We start from the raw sequence: 15,304 nt of genomic DNA, 5'->3' as shown, positions 1-15,304 counted from the left end.
ATAAACGGGTCCGGCCCGCGCGAGACAGGACTCGCGCGGGCCAGACGTGGGGAGGCCGCGGACCCAGGCCCGGGTCCTTGGCGATGATCTAGGTCACTCGGCCGCCTGGAAGGCACGGCCCGCCGGGGTGGCGACGCCGTTGCTCCGGAACAGCCCGCTGTTGGGCTCGGTGTCGGAGGAGGGCAGGCCGAACCAGGCGTAGCGCTGCACGTACGGCAGGGAGGCCAGCATCTTGGTGGACGCGGTGACGAAGGCGGCCTGCTGCGCGTCCGTGGGGAAGCGGACGCCGTTCGAGAAGTCGATCAGGGCGTACTCGGTGAGCCAGATCGGCTTGCGGTAGCGCTCGTACACGGCCTGGATGTACGACTTGAGCTGGCTGGTCGCCGCCTCGGCGCGGAAGTCGCCGCCGTACCAGTGCAGCGTGATGAAGTCGACGCGGTAGTTCTTCTGGGCCGCCCCGGTCATGAACCGGTCCAGCCAGCCGCCCGCCCGGTCGCCGCCCCAGGCGACGGCGGGGCTGCCGACCTTCAGGCCGGTCGCGGTGAGCCTCGGCCACAGTGACAGCGCCTGCTCCACGCTCATGTTGGACTGCTCGGCGAAGTCCGGCTCGTTGAAACCGAGCAGGTAGGGAGAACCGGCGTTCTTCGCCTGGGTGAGGTTCTGGTCGGTGACGCTGGCGGCTCCCCAGATCATCGGGACGAACTCCGCCCCCTTGGGAGTGGTGACGCCGTTGTGGTTCGTGGACCACGTGTAGTACCAGTTCGCGCCGGAGGCCGCGAGGGCCGCGCTGACGTTGGGCGCCTGCCACACGCCCACGCCCTTCTTGCCGGAGGTTCCCGTGGGGGGGACCTCCGGGACCGGCGTGGTCGGGGTCTTGCTGGGGGTGGAACTCGGGGTCGAGCTCGGGGTGGAGCTCGGCACCGGCTTGGTCGGCGTGGCGCTGGGGGTGGAACTCGGGGTGCGGCTCGGGCTCGAGCTCGGCGTCGGCCTGGTCGGGGTGGCGCTGGGCGCGGGGGTGGCCGAGCCCTTGCCGAAGACCTGGAACTCCCAGAGCGAGACACCGTACTGGCTGGACCGCTTGGTGGCGTGGAGCCGTACGTACCGGCCGGTGGCCGAGACGTTGAGGGTCTGCACGCCGCCCTTGCCCGCGGTCGTGCTGTGGATCGTCTTCCACCGGCCGCCGCCGGAGGACGTCTGGATCCGGAACGCGGTGGCGTAGGCGCGCTCCCAGTTCAGCACGATCTTGTTGATCGCGGTGGGCCTGCCCAGGTCCACCTGCAGCCACTGAGGGTCACTGAACTTGCTGGACCAGCGGGTGCCGCCGTCGCCGTCGACCGCGGCCGCGGCGGACAGGTCGCCTCGCTCGACCGAGGAGGCGACAGCCGCCCGGCCCTGCGACAGGGGGGCATCGGCCGCGCCCGCGGGGAGGGCGCCGTTCACCGCGGAGGCGCCCACGACGGCCAGGAGCGCGCCTACGAGCGCTGCGCGGCGTACCTGACGAACAGCCATGCGACCTGCTGCGATACCACGCGGAACAGTCTCACTCATATGGATGAGGTCCTTCGTACGGGGAGTAGAGATCGGACATTGTCGGCGTATCGGGAGGCGTGCCGGATGGGCCGGACCGCGGATTTCCTGTCGGTCGTGTCCGGTGCCGGACGTGTTCGCTCCTGTACAGGAGACCGGCGGGCGGGCCGGGGACAACGGAAATCCGGAAAGGGATTGATTCCGCGTCCTTCCCCGTCGCCCGCACCGCTCGGGCTCGCGATGGGGTGGTGACCGATCTGCGATACTCCGGAAGTGCGCCGTTCGTCCCGCAGCCCGCTCCGGTTGGTCGCCGACGTCGCCGTCTCGCTCGTCGTGGGGCTGTATCTGGTCGCCCTGGTGATGGACGAGGTGGTGCCGCGCGTCGGGCCGCTGGTGATCCTCGGGGCGGTCGCGGGTGCGGCGCAGGGCGTGGCGCTGTGGTGGCGGCGTTCCCATCCGGTGCCGGTGATGGCGATCGCGCTCGCCGGAGGGGCCCTCGTCCACTTCCTCGCGCCGCAGGGGATCTTTCCGTTCGCGGGCCTCATCGCACTCGGCTCGCTGGCCGCCGCCCGGCCGCCCCGCGTGTCGCTGCCCGCGCTCGCGGCGCTGCTCGCGCTGACCGCGTCGAACTTCCTCACCGCCTCCAGCGAGGAGGCGCAGTTCGCGATGGCGTTCCCGGTCGTCGCCTGGGCGCTCGGCGAGGTCGTGCGCAACCGGCGCGTGGCGATCGACCAGGAGTCGCGCAGGGCGGTCGGCGAGGAGCAGGCGCGGATCGCCCGGGAGGTGCACGACGTGATCGCGCACAGCGTCTCGGTGATCGTCGTGCAGGCGGCGGCGGCCGACGACGTCTTCGACGAGCGCCCCGACCAGGCGCGAGCCGCTCTGCGCTCGATCGAGGCGGCGGGGCGCGACGCGCTCGGGGAACTGCGCCGGCTGCTGGCCGTGGTACGGCCGGAGACGGGCGAGGAGCCGCTCCGGCGGCCGGGACTCGACCGGCTCGGGGAGCTCGTGGAGCCGTTCCGCGTCGCCGGCCTGGAGGTCGCGGTGCGCAGGGAGGGAACCGGCGCCGGTACCGGTGGTGCGCTGCCGGCCGGGGTCGACCTCTCCGCCTACCGGATCGTCCAGGAGGCGCTCACCAACACGCTGCGTCACGCGGGCGCCGGCCGCGCGGAGGTGACCGTCAGGGCCGCCGCGGGGATGCTCGAACTGGACATCCTCGACGACGGGCGTGGGAGCGGCACGGGTGACGAGGGGGGTGGCGACGGCGGCACCGGCCACGGGATCGCGGGGATGCGCGAGCGCGCCGCGATGCTCGGCGGCACCCTTGACGCGGGCCCGCTGCCCGGCGGCGGGTTCCGCGTCCACGCTCGCCTGCCGTTGGAGGCGGTGCGATGAACGTTCGTGTCCGTCTGCCGTCGGGAGCGCCGCGATGAACGTCCGTACCCGCGCTCGCCTGCCGTTGGGGGCGGTGCGATGAGCATCCGGGTGGTGATCGCCGATGACCAGGCACTGGTCCGCGGCGGCTTCCGGATGATCCTGGAGGCCAGGGCGGATCTCGAGGTGGTCGGCGAGGCCGGGGACGGCGGGGGGCCGCGATCCTGGTCGAGCGGCTGAGGCCAGACGTCGTCCTGATGGACGTGCGGATGCCCGGCGTCGACGGGCTGGAGGCGACCCGGCGGATCGTCGCCTCGGGAAGTCAGGCCCGGGTCATCGTCCTGACCACCTACGACGTCGACGAGTCCGTGTTCGCCGCCCTGCGCGCCGGGGCGAGCGCGTTCCTGCTCAAGGACGTGCGGCCCGCCGAGCTGGTGGAGGCGATCCGCGTGGTGGCGCGCGGCGACGCGCTGCTCGCGCCGTCGGTCACCCGCAGGCTGCTCGACCGTTTCGTCACCGTTCTGCCTGATCCCGGTGGCTCGCCGCCCGATCTCGGCTCGCTGACCGGGCGGGAGGTCGAGGTGCTGCGGCTGGTCGCGCACGCGCTGTCCAACGCCGAGATCGCCGAGCGGCTCGTGCTCACCGAGGCCACGGTCAAGACGCACGTCTCCTCGGTGCTGCGCAAGCTCGGCCTGCGCGACCGGGTCCAGGCCGTCGTCCTCGCCTACGACGTGGGACTCGTGCGCCCGCGCTCCACCTGAACGAGGGCCGGGTCCGCCGGGAGCCGCGCTCCGTACGGCCCTGACGGGTGCGGATTCAGACGCGCAGGTCGCCGAGGGCCGGGAGCAACTGGAGCTTCTCGTGGCTCTCGCTGCCCGGCACGGCGGTGAAGACCAGCAGCATCTGGGACTGGTCGGGATCGACCAGGGTCTGGCAGTGCAGCTCCAGCAGGCCGAGCCGCGGGTGCAGGATGCGCTTCGGCCCGCAGAACGGGCCCAGGACGGGGTGCTCGTGCCAGAGCGCGGCGAACTCCGGGCTCGCGGCCAGCAGCGCGTCGACCAGCGCGGCCGCGCGCGAGCCCCTGCCGTCCCGCGTGTACGCGTCGCGCAGGCTGGCCGTGAAGAGGCGGTCGTGCGTCGGGTGGTCCTCCTCGGGATAGATCAGCCGCGCGGCCGGGTCGGTGAACCAGCGGTAGTGCATGCTGCGGGCCATCCCGGTGTGGACGCTCTCGTCGCCCATCAGCGCCACCGCGAGCCGGGTCTGCCTGAGCGTCTCGCCGAGATGGCTCATCACCTGGGCGGGGGTGTCCTCCAGCCGGTCGAAGATGCGCATCATCCCGGGGTTGATGTGGTCGCCGCGGAAGACCCGCCGCGGGGTGGCGTGGCCGGCGAGGCGGAACAGGTGGTCGCGCTCCTCAAGGGAGAGGTGCAGTCCCCGGGCGATCGCGGCGAGCATCTGCTCGGACGGGTTGGGGCCGCGCCGCTGCTCGATCCGGCTGTAGTAGTCGGCGGACATGCCGCACAGCGCGGCGACCTCCTCGCGCCGCAGCCCGCCGGTGCGCCGCCGCCGCCCGCGAGGCAGCCCGACGTCCTCGGGTTGCAGCGCCTCCCGCCGGGTGCGCAGGAACTCGGCCAGCTCGGCCCTGTCCATAGATGAGTCTCCCCTTTCCGGGAACGGCCGCCGTGAGGATCTCAGGCGGAGGCGAATTCGACCCTGGCCAGCCGCTCGGAGACGTCCCAGAGCCGGGCCGCGGCGGCCTCGTCACGGGCCGGCCTGTAGACGGCCAGCTCGGTCGGGCCCCCGGTGAACTGGCCGAAGCCGTCGGGCCCGTAGAGGCGGCCTCCCCGCGCCCGCGGGTCGGTGGCCGCGTACAGGGCGGGGAGCGCGCCCTTGTCGACGGTCTGCACGAACAGGCCCACGCGGGAGAGCCGGGTCATGATCGCCTCAAGCGGTGAGGGGCGCTCGCGGCCCAGGTTGGGGCCGGACGCGTAGAGGTTCGTCAGGGTCGTGCCGGGGTGCGCGACGTTGCTGACGACGCCCCAGCCGCCGGCCCGGCTGCGCCGGTCGAGCTCGAGGCCGAACATCAGGTTGGCCAGCTTCGACAGCCCGTACGAACGGATCGGGGAGTATTTCCGCTCGCTCTGCAGGTCGTCCCAGTCGATCTTGGCGGTGCGGGCGGCACTGCTCGACATGGTGGTGACGCGGGCCCGGCCGGCGCGCAGCAGCGGCAGGATCCCGCCGACCAGCGCGACGTGGCCGATGTGGTTCGTGCCGAACTGCAGCTCCAGGCCGTCGGCCGTGGTGTGCCGGATGGGGGGCGACATGACGCCCGCGTTGTTGATCAGGATGTCGACCGGCCGGCCCTCGGCGTTCAGCTTCTCCGCGAGCGCCGCCACGGAGTCCAGCGAGGCCAGATCGAGCTCGCGGAGGGAGGCCGTCGCCCCGGGAGCCGCCGCGCGGACACGCGCGACGGCCGCCTCGCCCTTGACGGGGTTGCGGACCGGCAGCACGAGCTCGGCGCCCGCCCGGGCCAGGCGTACGGCCAGGCCGAGGCCGACGCCGTCGCTCGCACCGGTCACCACGGCGAGTTTCCCGGTCAGATCGGGCACGGACACGTCTTTCATAATAACTCCCTGGTCAGAGGCTATTTCCGGTCGAATTAAGCGTCGCAAACGCCACGGGACGGGTCCATGTCGCGCTTATCCACGGATCACCTGTCCGTGGATGAGCGGATGAGCGGCCCGGTGCGTGCCGCCGTCTCCGTCCCAGGGGGGAGGGGCGCGGCCGGGCTCGGTCCGGAGGAGGGGGCGAAGGCCGCTCCCGCGTTCGATGCGCGCGGGGGCCGCCCGGATCTAGCGTCACCGCCATGACCGGAAACCCTCCCGACGACCGACGGCCCGCGACCCGGATGAACCGGATGTCCGAGACGGCCCGGACATCTCATGCGTCCCAGACGTCCCAGGCGGATCAGGCGGATCAGGCGGATCAAGCAGCTCAGGCGGCTGAGGCGACTCAGGTGGCTCCCGGCGGGCGTCCGGGGACGTTACGGCGCGTCGCGCCCGCCCTCGGGCTGTTCCTTCTCTCCCCGCTGGTCGCCGAGTACCTGCTCGGCAACGTCCCCTCGTCCGACATCTGGGGCCTGGTCATCCTCGCGCCGATGTACGGCGGCGGCGCGATCATCATCCGCGAGGTGGTCCGGCGCACCGGGCGCGGCTGGCCGGCGATCATCCTGCTGGCGTGCGCGTACGGCGTGCTCGAGGCGACCCTGATCGACCAGACCCTCTTCAACCCCGCCCCGCTGTTCGAGGGGGACGTCTCCCGCGCCGCCACCCTCATCCCGGCACTGGGTTTCAGCGCAGGCAACGCCGTGGGGTTCACCGCCGGACACGTGATCTGGAGCATCGGTGTCCCGATCGCCCTCGTCGAGATCCTGGTGCCCCGGCGCGCCACCACCCCCTGGCTGGGCGTACCCGGTCTGATCGTCACCTGCGTCGTGTTCGTCCTCGGCTCCCTCGTTCTCTTCAGCGGCATCTACGACGACAGCGGATTCATGGCCTCGCCGCCGCAGCGGGTCGGCGCCGCCGTCGTGGTCGCGCTCCTGGTCGTCGCCGCGTTCCTCGCAGGGCGGCGTCCCCGTCCGGTGGTGGAAAGGCGGCCGCCGGGGCCCTGGCAGGTGGGCGCGCTGGGGTTCGTCGCGTCCGCGGCGTTCTTCTTCCGTCCCGAGGACTGGTGGGGGGTCGCCGCGGGCATCGCGCTGCTCGCCGCGATGACGGTCGTGATCAGCCGGTGGTCGCGACGCGAAGGCTGGGGCGCCGAGCACCGGCTCGCGCTGGCGGGCGGCGCGCTGCTGACCTACGCGCTCGGAGGCTTCCTCCTGCTCATGCTGCACGGCACCGCGAACACCGCCAACCTGACCGGCCAGGTGATCCTCGTCCTCGGCGCGCTCGTCCTCTTCCTCGTGGCCCGCCGGACCGTGCGCGGGACGTCCGGCGCGCGAGGAACGGCCGGGGTGGGGTGACCCCGGCGCGTTCCGCGAGCGGCGCCCGGCGCCCGGCCAGGACGCCGGGCGCCGCTCGGGAGGACCGCCGGGGCCGCGTCAGGGCTGGGCGCGGAAGGGGCCGGTCACCTCGTAGGTGATGCCGCCGCTGCCGGTCGACGACCCCGAGGTGCCGCGCTGGGAGGAGAAGTACAGGCGCGAGCCGTCCGGGGAGAACGCGGGACCGGTGACCTCGGAGGAGGACTGGCCGAGGATCCGCAGGAACGGCGCCACGACGCCCTCGGAGGTGATGACGTTGATCTCCATGTCGCCGCCGTCCTCGGCGACGAACAGGTCGCGGCTGTTGGGCGCTCCGGTGATGTTGTCCACGCCGGTCAGCGGGGCGGTGCCGCCGGTCACCAGCGAGTCGTCGTAGGCCAGGTCGAGGGTGGAGGCGGCGGTGTCGTACGCCCAGACCCGGTTGTCGCCCTTGGTGGTGAAGTAGCAGACGCCGCGGTCGTACCAGCAGCCCTCGCCGCCGTCGAAGTGCTTGGCCGCGCCGACCTGGAGCCGCGTCGCGACGGGGAAGCCGTCACGGTCGGGGATGTCCTGCCAGGTCACCGGGCCGGTGACCTGGCCGGCCGGGGCGCAGAGCACCTGGAGCCTCCCGGTGCGCAGGTCACCCCAGGTGTCGGGGACGAAGCGGTAGAAGCAGCCGTCGTCCTCGTCCTCGGTCAGGTAGACGACCTGCCGTACGGGGTCGCAGGCGGCGGCCTCGTGCTTGAAGCGGCCCATCCGGGTGCGCGCCTCGCCGGAGCGCCCGCCCGCGGGCCAGGTCTCGAAGACCCGGCCGAGCGCGATCTCCTCGCACGACAGCCAGGTGCCCCACGGGGTCGCGCCACCGGCGCAGTTGATGTTGGTGCCGGACAGGATGCGGTACGCCGACGTGATGGAGCCGTCGGCGGCGAAGCGGACCGCGGAGGCCCCTCCGGCGAGCGGGATCTCGGAGTTGGACACGTAGATCCAGCCGGCGCCGTCGGGGAAGCACGCCCCGCCGTCCGGCGCCCAGTGCCAGGTGTGGCTGGCGACCCGCTGCCCGGATCGGGCGATCACCCGGCTGGTGAACCCCGGCGGGAGCTGGATGCCGTTCGCGTCCGCGGCGAGCAGGCCGCCGTACGGGCTGGGTCCTGGCTGTGCGACGGCGCCGAAGGCCTGTCCCCACAGCGCTCCGGAGAACGCCGCGCCCCCGCCTCCGATGACAGCAGCGCGTAACACGGTCCGACGATCCATCGTTGCCTCCGGGTTGGCCGATACATGGTCATCAGCCGGAACGTAAATCGCCCAGGCGACCTTCGCCACCCCTTGGCGTGAACACGAGGTGATCTTCTGGAGCCCGGCTCGCGCGGATCCGCGGTCCGAGCGCCTCTGGCCAGGTGAAGTTATCGTCGATAACGGGACGTGGGGAGGCAACGGATGCGACACACGCGCGCCACGGTGATGCGTACGGCGCTGCGGCTGCTCAACGAGGTCGGGCTCGACGGGCTGACCACCAGGCGGCTGGCGCAGGAGCTCGACGTGCAGTCACCGGCCCTGTACCGCCACTTCGGCAGCAAGCGGGAGCTGCTCGACCACATGGCCGCGGCCATGGTCGAGGACGCGTTCGCGCACCTGGCCCGCCCGGGACCGGGCCAGGACTGGGCCGGCTGGCTCGCCGAACGGGCGCGGGCACTGCGCCGGAGCCTGCTGACCTACCGCGACGGCGCGCGGCTGCACATCGGCACCCGGCCCGTCGGGAACCAGGTCGCGATCTCCAACCTCGTGATCGACGTGCTCGGTGAGGCGGGCTTCCCCCCGGCGGACGCCCGGCGGGCCGTCCTGGTCATCAGCCGCTACACCGTCGGGTGGGCCGTCGAGGAGCAGGCGAGCGCCGACCGCCCGGCACCGGAGGAGTCCCGCGAGGCGGCCGACGCCGACTTCGAGTACGGGCTGAGCGCGATCCTGGCCGGTCTGCGCGCGACCCTGGACGGTGTCAGTGCTGTTCGTGTGAGCCCGGACGGTGTTCGCTTGAGCCAGGATGGTGTTCGTTTTCGCCCGGACGGTGAGGCCCGCTGACGCGGTCCTCGTTCAGGCTCACGCGGCGCCGGGCGACCACCTGGCGCGGCCAGGCCGTCGCCGCACAAGGACGTGGCCGATCAGTTGTCGGCCTCTCCGAGCCAGACGAGATCCGAACCGGCGCAGAACCTCACCCTCGTCCAGGCCCTCGACGAAGGTGAGCGTGTAGTGGGGACCCAGCGTCCAGGAGTCGTCCTGCCAGGCGTAGTCGTCGGGGGTCGCGCGCCCGTCACCCGGTTCCCGGACGGTGGCGCGGACCAGTTCGATCCGGTCCGCGGCCGCGAGCGCGTCGGGATTGGCCACGAAGAAGGCGTCGATGACCTGAGGGGCGATGCGACCACGCTCGCTGACACTCAGCCCCTGGGTCTTTCCCCATTCGCGGACGCGTTGGCTCAGCTCCCGGTCGAAGACGAAGTACGACACGCGTAACGGGGAGACATCGCGATCCGGCACGGAAGAGAACCTATCGGCCGGCGGGCGGGGCTTGTGGCGCTGCGTTCCGCGGCATGTTCGCCGTCCAAGACAAAACCTCGGCCAGACGCTCCTCGAAAGAGCCGACCACGACCTGGCGCTGATTCAAGCTCCAAGCGGCACGGGAAGGTATATGCGGGACGGCGGAGTGCCGGGAGGGTGGAACACGTCGGGCGAGTTCTCGAAGCAAATCGCAGGCTGGGACCACGTGTACGAAGGACAGTGGCTCTGCCAGTCCGGGCAGACGAGTGGCGCGGTCTGCAGCTTCGAGGTCGTGACCGGCGGGGATTATGCTTACTGCGGTAGTGACGCATACGGCAACTACGAGTGCTACTACGACCTGTTCCGTGCCAACCAGTTAAACGGGCAGGGGGCACGCGGCGGCGACAGCGGAGGGCCGGTTTTCTATCCGAACACGGGCGGGCAGGTTCACCCGGTCGGCGTGACATCCGGGTCGAGTTCGAGCAGCCTGATATTCCAGGACATATTCACTGCGCTGATGGATTTCCCGATACAGATGCGAACGTACTGACGATCCGCGAGCAGGTACGACCGGGAGTGAAACTCCGCCGGAAGCGGTGATCTCATGGCATTTCAACCGGCACGGGATTACCGTGCTGATCGACAACGACCCTTCCCCCCAGTGGCCGATCGATTCGTACGGTTGCTTTTTTCTGTATCGCGAAGGCCGGCCCGTCGCAGTCGGACCGCGCGGTACTCGATTCACCGGTAAAGATCACCACGGCTGACCGGAGTTGACCGGCTTCTAAATGATCGCCCCCCGTTGAGCCGTCGCAGGGGTCCGGGGCGGCGATCATTTCGAAGGAAAGTGAGGTTTTCGACGGGTCCAGAGAGACACGGTCGATTGCCGTCGACCGCCTTGTCTGCCCCAGGCGCCAGAACGCGTCGGGTGTCACCGCCGGCCAGCTTACCGATCCTCCCCTGTCCGTACGGAAGCTCCATGAGGGAAGCGACAACGAGCCCCTGTCCGTCATCCATTCCAATTGATCCAGGCGTGCCTCGACGACGGTCATGGTCTCGCCGGGCAACTGCCGGAGCTGTTCCGAAAGGCGGGCAAAAGCATTTGCGGCTGATATCTGAGTAAGATTCACCCTGCCTCCGTGGAGGAGGACCTCCCGGCTTTCCGGCGGATCATCGGACAGTTTCTCCCGCAAGGTGAACCGCGTTCCCGGCTTGGCGTTTCCCGTGGCTTTCGGGAGATCATCGACGATGACTATCGGGCGTGGATCGCGTTCGTACGGGAAATCGCGCCATCGATCCGCTGCCACGCTAGAGTCACCGCCCACTCCTGCCTGTCCGGAACAGGCCGACACGAGCGCAATCGCGGAGTACAATAGAATTATTTTTTTGATGGTATGAATGTCACCCATGCCTGAAACGCTACTTCATGGTATGACATCACGCCAGTGTCAGATAAGTCATGATGTGTATTCCGAGGTGCGGATGGTGTCCTGCGGCAACGAGCCCTTTTAGTTCTGACTGCGTGTTTGAGTGGTGATCATTTCGTTCGGCGGGCTCGTGTGAGGGGGCGTCCGGGCCGATCGGCGAGGTGGCCTCGGGTGATGCACCGTGCCAGCATGTTGATCACGGCCCAGCGGATCATCGCCTCGCTGATCGGTGGCCGGCGCTCATAATCACGGGCCAGCCGCCGATAGGCCATCAGTCAAGCCAGCGCCCGCTCCACGCTTCGGCATATGCGCGAGCGGCGATCACGGCGGCTGAGTATGACGCGAAAGGCGAGCGGATCGATCGCTGGGTCGAGCTCCGCGCGACTCGTCAAGGGATTCTCGCAGGAGACGACCCACCCCGCTTGCTGTCGATCATCGACGAGTCGGTAGTGCGCAGGCAGATCGGTGGTGCCGTATGTCTGGCGACGCAACTCGAGGAACTGGCCAGGCATGCCGTCCGGCCGAACATCGAGATCCGCGTCCTGCCGTTCAGCGCCGGGGCGCCTGCCAGTCCAAGCGGCGCGTTCCGAATTCTCACGATGGAAGAGCCGTTTCCCGAGGTCGGCTACGCGGAGACCCCTAAAGGGGCTATTTATATTTAATCGCCAGATACTCAGCGCTTCATGCGGACGTACGGTGAACTGCAGGAGCTGGCTCTGCCTCCTGAGGAGTCAGCTGTGCTGATCTCTGCGATAGCAGAGGAACTATTGCGGTGAACGCGAGGAAAGGGCGTGAAATGCCTGATTCCACGAACCTGGCCCACGTTGCCTGGCACATCAGTACGAAGAGCGACAACGGTGGCGGGAACTGCGTCGAGGCCGGGCCGCTGGGCGACGGCAGCGGGCGGGCCGCCGTACGGCACAGTCACCGGCCCGACGGCGAGGTGATCGTCTACACCCGCGCCGAGTGGGAGGCGTTCGTCGGCGGCGTCAAGGACGGCGAGTTCGACTTCTCCACCACGTGAGACGCGCGACGGCGGCCTGAGCCCGCCGTGGTGCGGGCGGCGTCACGAGCTGCCGCATGAACGTCTCCATGTCTCACGTCAACGAGCGATCATCGGCCAAGACGCGCTCGAACGGCCCCTGGAGATGACCGGATACCGGGGACGGAAGGTGCCGCCGCTGCCACTCGCTGGAACAGCTGCCACGGGAAGGCGAAGCTACTGCCAGTCCCGCACGCACGTGCAGACGGCCCACGCCGAGATCCGTTGCCCGATCGCGTCGGTGACCACCACGTCGATTCGCACGTCGCGGCCAGGAGTGCAGCCGAGTCGCAGAACGTGGCCGGTGAACTGCGCCTTGTGGACGCCGTCCTTGTACCACTCGTACGTATACGGGGTGACGCCACCCTCCACGGTGATCGCGCACCACATGAGGCTGCCACCCGGATCGCAGTCCCACGCCGAGACCGCCGGTGAGGTGATTGCCTGAGCGTTCGACGCCGCACCGCCGGTGAGAACCAGCAGCAGGGCGAATGGGAGAGTGGCGACCGCTGACCGGAGCTTCCTGCGCATGGAATGACTCTCGTTCTGAGGTGAATCTACTCATATGTCGTACCACGCAACGCTTGCTTTTGACAGGGGAGACCTTGTCGACGAATTCGAGGCCCATGCCAGGACACCGAAGTTCACGCCGGAGGCGATACGCGACCTTGCTTTGTCGGTGGTGGAATCCGGCGGGCACCGGAACGTGGTTTGCTTGCCCCATGGACGAGTCGCAGATCACTCATTATCTGGACAGATTAGGCGTCACCCGGCCTGCGGAGCCGGATGTTCGGAGCCTACGGGCCCTGCAGCTCGCGCACCTGAGGACGGTGCCGTTCGAGAATCTGAGCATCCATCTCGGTGAGGCCATCTCCCTCGAACCCGACGCGCTGTTCGACAAGGTCGTCGGCCGTCGTCGCGGGGGCTTCTGCTACGAGTTGAACGGGTTGCTCGCCGAGCTGCTGACCGGCCTCGGTTACCGGGTCACGCTGCTGGCCGCCAGGGGCTTCAACGGCAGCGTGCCGGGGCCGCTCTTCGACCACCTGGTGCTCCGCGTCGATCTCGACGAGCCGTGGCTGGTCGACGTCGGGTTCGGCGACTTCGCCGACGAGCCGCTGCGGCTCGACGAGCGCGCGGAGCAGAAGGACGGCGGGGGCGTGTTCCGGATCACGCCCGCTCCCGGCGACCACGGCGACCACGGCGACCTCGACATCACGCACAACGGCGACCCGGCCTACCGGCTGACCGCCCGGCCCTACGAGCTGGCGGACTTCGTCCCGATGTGCTGGTGGCAGGCGACCTCCCCGCGGTCGCACTTCACCAAGGCGCCGGTCTGCTCGATGCGTACGGCCCGGGGCAGGACCACGCTCCGCGACCGCAGGCTGATCCAGACCGTGGACGGCGAGCGCACCGAACGCGTCCTGGACGAGACCGAGCTCCTTCCCGCCTACCTCGACCATTTCGGCATCACGCTCGACCGGGTCCCGCCCGCCGGCGCGTGAGCTCTCGTCCCCGGCCCGCGCGATGACGGGGGGTGGGACGGGCGCGGTGACCTCGGTCAGGCGGAGGTGAGGGAGCGGTCGCGGTTGACGAGGGCGGCGTAGGGGCCGTCGGCCGCGAGGAGCTCGTCGTGGGTGCCGCGTTCGACGACGCGGCCGTGGTCGAGGACCGCGATCTGGTCGGCGTCGCGGATCGTCGACAGGCGGTGGGCGATCGTGATGGTGGTACGGCCGTGCGACAGGGTGTCCAGGGCCTCCTGGACGGCGCGCTCGGTCTGGGTGTCGAGGGCGCTGGTGGCCTCGTCGAGGATGAGCACGGGCGGGTCGCGCAGCAGGGTCCTGGCGATGGCCAGGCGCTGCTTCTCGCCGCCGGAGAAGCGGTAGCCGCGCTCGCCGACCACGGTGTCGTACCCGTCGGGCAGTGACGCGATGTGGTCGTGGATCCGGGCGGCCCGCGCGGCGGCGACGATCTCCTCGTCGGTGGCGGAGGGTTTGGCGAACCGCAGGTTGTCGGCGATCGAGGAGTGGAACAGGTAGGTCTCCTGCGAGACGACGCCGACCGTCTCGGCCAGGGCCTCGAAGGTGAGGTCGCGCACGTCCACCCCGTCGATCGTGACCCGGCCGCTCGTCACGTCGTACAGGCGGGGCAGCAGGTAGCTCAGCGTGGTCTTGCCCGAGCCGGTCTCGCCGACCACGGCCAGGGTGGTGCCCGCTGGGACGGTCAGGTCGACGTCCGAGAGGGTCGGGGCCTCGCCGTAGGAGAAGCCGACGTGCTCGAAGCGGATCTCGCCGCGTACGGTCTCCGGCGTGCGGGTGCCGGGGTGGATGTCCACCGGCAGGTCCAGATACTCGAAGATCCGGCCGAACAGCGCCAGGGAGCTCTGCACGTCGACGCCGAGCCGCAGCAGTGACACGGCGGGCCGGAACAGGTTCATCTGGAGCGTGGTGAAGGCGACGACGGTGCCGATGGAGACGGCCGAGGTCAGCCCGGTGGCCCAGTAGATCACCGCGGGCATGGCCGCCATGATGATCTGGATGGTGGACTGCCGCCAGCGCCCGGCCATGCTGGAGCGGACCTCCAGGTCGGCCAGCTCGTCCGAGGCGGTGGAGAACCGGCCGGTGAGCTCGGGGCCGCGGCCCATCGTCCGGCCCAGCAGGATGCCGCTGATCGACAGCGACTCCTGGACCATCGACGACAGGGCGGCCATCTTCCGCTGCCGCTCGGAGGTGATCTTCCTGCGTTCCCGGCCGACCCTGCGGCTGATCGCGACGAAGACGGGGAGCAGCAGCAGCGACACGATGGTCAGCCGCCAGTCCAGCACGAGCATCGCGATGATCGTCGCCACCACGGTGGTCAGGTTGGAGACCATCGAGGCCGCGGTGGAGGTGACCACCAGCTGCATGCCGCCGATGTCGCTGGCGATGCGCGACTGCACCTCGCCGGTCCGGGTGCGGGTGAAGAAGGCCATGGACATGCGCTGCAGGTGGCCGTAGACGCTGGTGCGCAGGTCGTGCATGACGCGCTGGCCGACACCGGTGGAGATCAGCGTCTGGACGACGTCGAGCACGCTGGTGACGACGGCGACCGCGACCATGCCGAGCGCGAGCAGCGTCAGCAGGCCGGTCCTGCCGTGCGGGATGGCGTCGTCGAGGACCGAGCGGAGCATGAACGGCGAGGCGAGCGAGACGAGCGAGGACAGCCCGATGAGGGCGCCCACGACGGCGAGGCGGCCCCGGTAGGGGCGGAACAGGCCGACGACGCGCCGCAGGGGCGCGCGGGGTTCGTCGTTCATATCGGGTGTTTCGTGCCGTACGGCACTTCCGGTTTGTTTGGTCATGGAACTCCTTTGCGATGTTTACTCAAACAGAGGTTACCTCACATTCATTCCGGGCG

Annotated in this window: 15 protein-coding genes and 1 pseudogene; 8 read left to right on the top strand and 8 right to left on the bottom strand. The window is 70.0% G+C overall.

The window, feature by feature from the left end; translation table 11 throughout:
• Nucleotides 1-93: 93 nt before the first annotated feature.
• A complete protein-coding gene (locus tag ACTOQ1_RS03895) occupies nucleotides 94-1,509 on the bottom strand; it encodes a glycosyl hydrolase (protein ID WP_440064464.1) in 1,416 nt (471 codons plus the stop codon).
• Between the two features lie 291 nt (nucleotides 1,510-1,800).
• Between ACTOQ1_RS03895 and ACTOQ1_RS03890 the strand changes: the two genes are divergently transcribed.
• On the top strand, nucleotides 1,801-2,922 hold the full coding sequence (locus ACTOQ1_RS03890) for a sensor histidine kinase (RefSeq protein WP_440064462.1): 1,122 nt from the start codon (nucleotides 1,801-1,803) through the stop codon (nucleotides 2,920-2,922).
• A 78-nt stretch (nucleotides 2,923-3,000) separates the two neighbouring features.
• Nucleotides 3,001-3,662, top strand: a pseudogene (locus ACTOQ1_RS03885) (response regulator).
• A gap of 55 nt (nucleotides 3,663-3,717) precedes the next feature.
• Here the strand turns inward: ACTOQ1_RS03885 and ACTOQ1_RS03880 are convergent.
• Both ACTOQ1_RS03880 and ACTOQ1_RS03875 read right to left on the bottom strand, forming a co-directional pair.
• A complete protein-coding gene (locus ACTOQ1_RS03880; protein WP_440064461.1) occupies nucleotides 3,718-4,551 on the bottom strand; it encodes a helix-turn-helix transcriptional regulator in 834 nt (277 codons plus the stop codon).
• Nucleotides 4,552-4,592: 41 nt separating this feature from the next.
• Nucleotides 4,593-5,525 (bottom strand): SDR family oxidoreductase, encoded by a 933-nt coding sequence (locus ACTOQ1_RS03875; protein WP_440064459.1) that lies wholly within the window; start codon nucleotides 5,523-5,525, stop codon nucleotides 4,593-4,595.
• A 392-nt stretch (nucleotides 5,526-5,917) separates the two neighbouring features.
• Between ACTOQ1_RS03875 and ACTOQ1_RS03870 the strand changes: the two genes are divergently transcribed.
• Nucleotides 5,918-6,919 (top strand): hypothetical protein, encoded by a 1,002-nt coding sequence (locus ACTOQ1_RS03870; RefSeq protein ID WP_440064458.1) that lies wholly within the window; start codon nucleotides 5,918-5,920, stop codon nucleotides 6,917-6,919.
• A 78-nt stretch (nucleotides 6,920-6,997) separates the two neighbouring features.
• Here ACTOQ1_RS03870 and ACTOQ1_RS03865 read toward each other — a convergent pair whose 3' ends face one another.
• Nucleotides 6,998-8,152 (bottom strand): alkaline phosphatase PhoX, encoded by a 1,155-nt coding sequence (locus ACTOQ1_RS03865; protein WP_440064457.1) that lies wholly within the window; start codon nucleotides 8,150-8,152, stop codon nucleotides 6,998-7,000.
• A 198-nt stretch (nucleotides 8,153-8,350) separates the two neighbouring features.
• On the opposite strand from ACTOQ1_RS03865, the gene ACTOQ1_RS03860 reads away from it, so the two are divergent.
• Nucleotides 8,351-8,989 carry a TetR/AcrR family transcriptional regulator C-terminal domain-containing protein gene (locus ACTOQ1_RS03860; protein WP_440064455.1) on the top strand — a complete coding sequence of 213 codons (639 nt, stop codon included), beginning with the start codon at nucleotides 8,351-8,353 and terminating at the stop codon, nucleotides 8,987-8,989.
• 18 nt (nucleotides 8,990-9,007) lie between these two features.
• Here the strand turns inward: ACTOQ1_RS03860 and ACTOQ1_RS03855 are convergent, their stop codons facing one another.
• A complete protein-coding gene (locus ACTOQ1_RS03855) occupies nucleotides 9,008-9,442 on the bottom strand; it encodes an Lsr2 family DNA-binding protein (RefSeq protein WP_440064454.1) in 435 nt (144 codons plus the stop codon).
• 31 nt (nucleotides 9,443-9,473) lie between these two features.
• Here ACTOQ1_RS03855 and ACTOQ1_RS03850 point away from each other — a divergent pair, with 31 nt between their 5' ends.
• Complete coding sequence (locus ACTOQ1_RS03850; RefSeq protein ID WP_440064452.1) at nucleotides 9,474-9,992, top strand: trypsin-like serine protease; 519 nt, start codon at nucleotides 9,474-9,476, stop codon at nucleotides 9,990-9,992.
• Between the two features lie 52 nt (nucleotides 9,993-10,044).
• Here the strand turns inward: ACTOQ1_RS03850 and ACTOQ1_RS03845 are convergent, their stop codons facing one another.
• The gene (locus ACTOQ1_RS03845; RefSeq protein ID WP_440064451.1) at nucleotides 10,045-10,851 is read right to left on the bottom strand and encodes a hypothetical protein; all 807 of its coding nucleotides are present in this window, start codon (nucleotides 10,849-10,851) and stop codon (nucleotides 10,045-10,047) included.
• Between the two features lie 179 nt (nucleotides 10,852-11,030).
• On the opposite strand from ACTOQ1_RS03845, the gene ACTOQ1_RS03840 reads away from it, so the two are divergent.
• Nucleotides 11,031-11,531 (top strand): DUF5753 domain-containing protein, encoded by a 501-nt coding sequence (locus tag ACTOQ1_RS03840; RefSeq protein WP_440064449.1) that lies wholly within the window; start codon nucleotides 11,031-11,033, stop codon nucleotides 11,529-11,531.
• A gap of 134 nt (nucleotides 11,532-11,665) precedes the next feature.
• Nucleotides 11,666-11,893 (top strand): DUF397 domain-containing protein, encoded by a 228-nt coding sequence (locus ACTOQ1_RS03835; protein ID WP_440064448.1) that lies wholly within the window; start codon nucleotides 11,666-11,668, stop codon nucleotides 11,891-11,893.
• Nucleotides 11,894-12,088: 195 nt separating this feature from the next.
• Here ACTOQ1_RS03835 and ACTOQ1_RS03830 read toward each other — a convergent pair whose 3' ends face one another.
• Nucleotides 12,089-12,442 (bottom strand): hypothetical protein, encoded by a 354-nt coding sequence (locus ACTOQ1_RS03830; RefSeq protein WP_440064446.1) that lies wholly within the window; start codon nucleotides 12,440-12,442, stop codon nucleotides 12,089-12,091.
• Nucleotides 12,443-12,633: 191 nt separating this feature from the next.
• Here ACTOQ1_RS03830 and ACTOQ1_RS03825 point away from each other — a divergent pair, with 191 nt between their 5' ends.
• A complete protein-coding gene (locus tag ACTOQ1_RS03825; protein ID WP_440064444.1) occupies nucleotides 12,634-13,413 on the top strand; it encodes an arylamine N-acetyltransferase family protein in 780 nt (259 codons plus the stop codon).
• Between the two features lie 56 nt (nucleotides 13,414-13,469).
• Here the strand turns inward: ACTOQ1_RS03825 and ACTOQ1_RS03820 are convergent, their stop codons facing one another.
• A complete protein-coding gene (locus tag ACTOQ1_RS03820) occupies nucleotides 13,470-15,248 on the bottom strand; it encodes an ABC transporter ATP-binding protein (protein WP_440064442.1) in 1,779 nt (592 codons plus the stop codon).
• Nucleotides 15,249-15,304: the final 56 nt, after the last annotated feature.

This window comes from Streptosporangium sp. OZ121, assembly GCF_051918885.1.
Lineage (GTDB): Bacteria > Actinomycetota > Actinomycetes > Streptosporangiales > Streptosporangiaceae > Streptosporangium.
The sequence above is the reverse complement of the archived record's forward strand: the minus strand, read 5'-3'. Positions and strand labels throughout refer to the sequence as shown.

Excerpts from the sequence above, each read along its gene's own strand:
- ACTOQ1_RS03895 (WP_440064464.1), bottom strand. The coding sequence starts at position 1,509 with ATGGCTGTTCGTCAGGTACGCCGCGCAGCGCTCGTAGGCGCGCTCCTG.
- ACTOQ1_RS03880 (WP_440064461.1), bottom strand. The coding sequence starts at position 4,551 with ATGGACAGGGCCGAGCTGGCCGAGTTCCTGCGCACCCGGCGGGAGGCG.
- ACTOQ1_RS03875 (WP_440064459.1), bottom strand. The coding sequence starts at position 5,525 with ATGAAAGACGTGTCCGTGCCCGATCTGACCGGGAAACTCGCCGTGGTG.
- ACTOQ1_RS03860 (WP_440064455.1), top strand. The coding sequence starts at position 8,351 with ATGCGACACACGCGCGCCACGGTGATGCGTACGGCGCTGCGGCTGCTC.
- ACTOQ1_RS03845 (WP_440064451.1), bottom strand. The coding sequence starts at position 10,851 with ATGGGTGACATTCATACCATCAAAAAAATAATTCTATTGTACTCCGCG.
- ACTOQ1_RS03835 (WP_440064448.1), top strand. The coding sequence starts at position 11,666 with ATGCCTGATTCCACGAACCTGGCCCACGTTGCCTGGCACATCAGTACG.
- ACTOQ1_RS03830 (WP_440064446.1), bottom strand. The coding sequence starts at position 12,442 with ATGCGCAGGAAGCTCCGGTCAGCGGTCGCCACTCTCCCATTCGCCCTG.
- ACTOQ1_RS03825 (WP_440064444.1), top strand. The coding sequence starts at position 12,634 with ATGGACGAGTCGCAGATCACTCATTATCTGGACAGATTAGGCGTCACC.
- ACTOQ1_RS03820 (WP_440064442.1), bottom strand. The coding sequence starts at position 15,248 with ATGACCAAACAAACCGGAAGTGCCGTACGGCACGAAACACCCGATATG.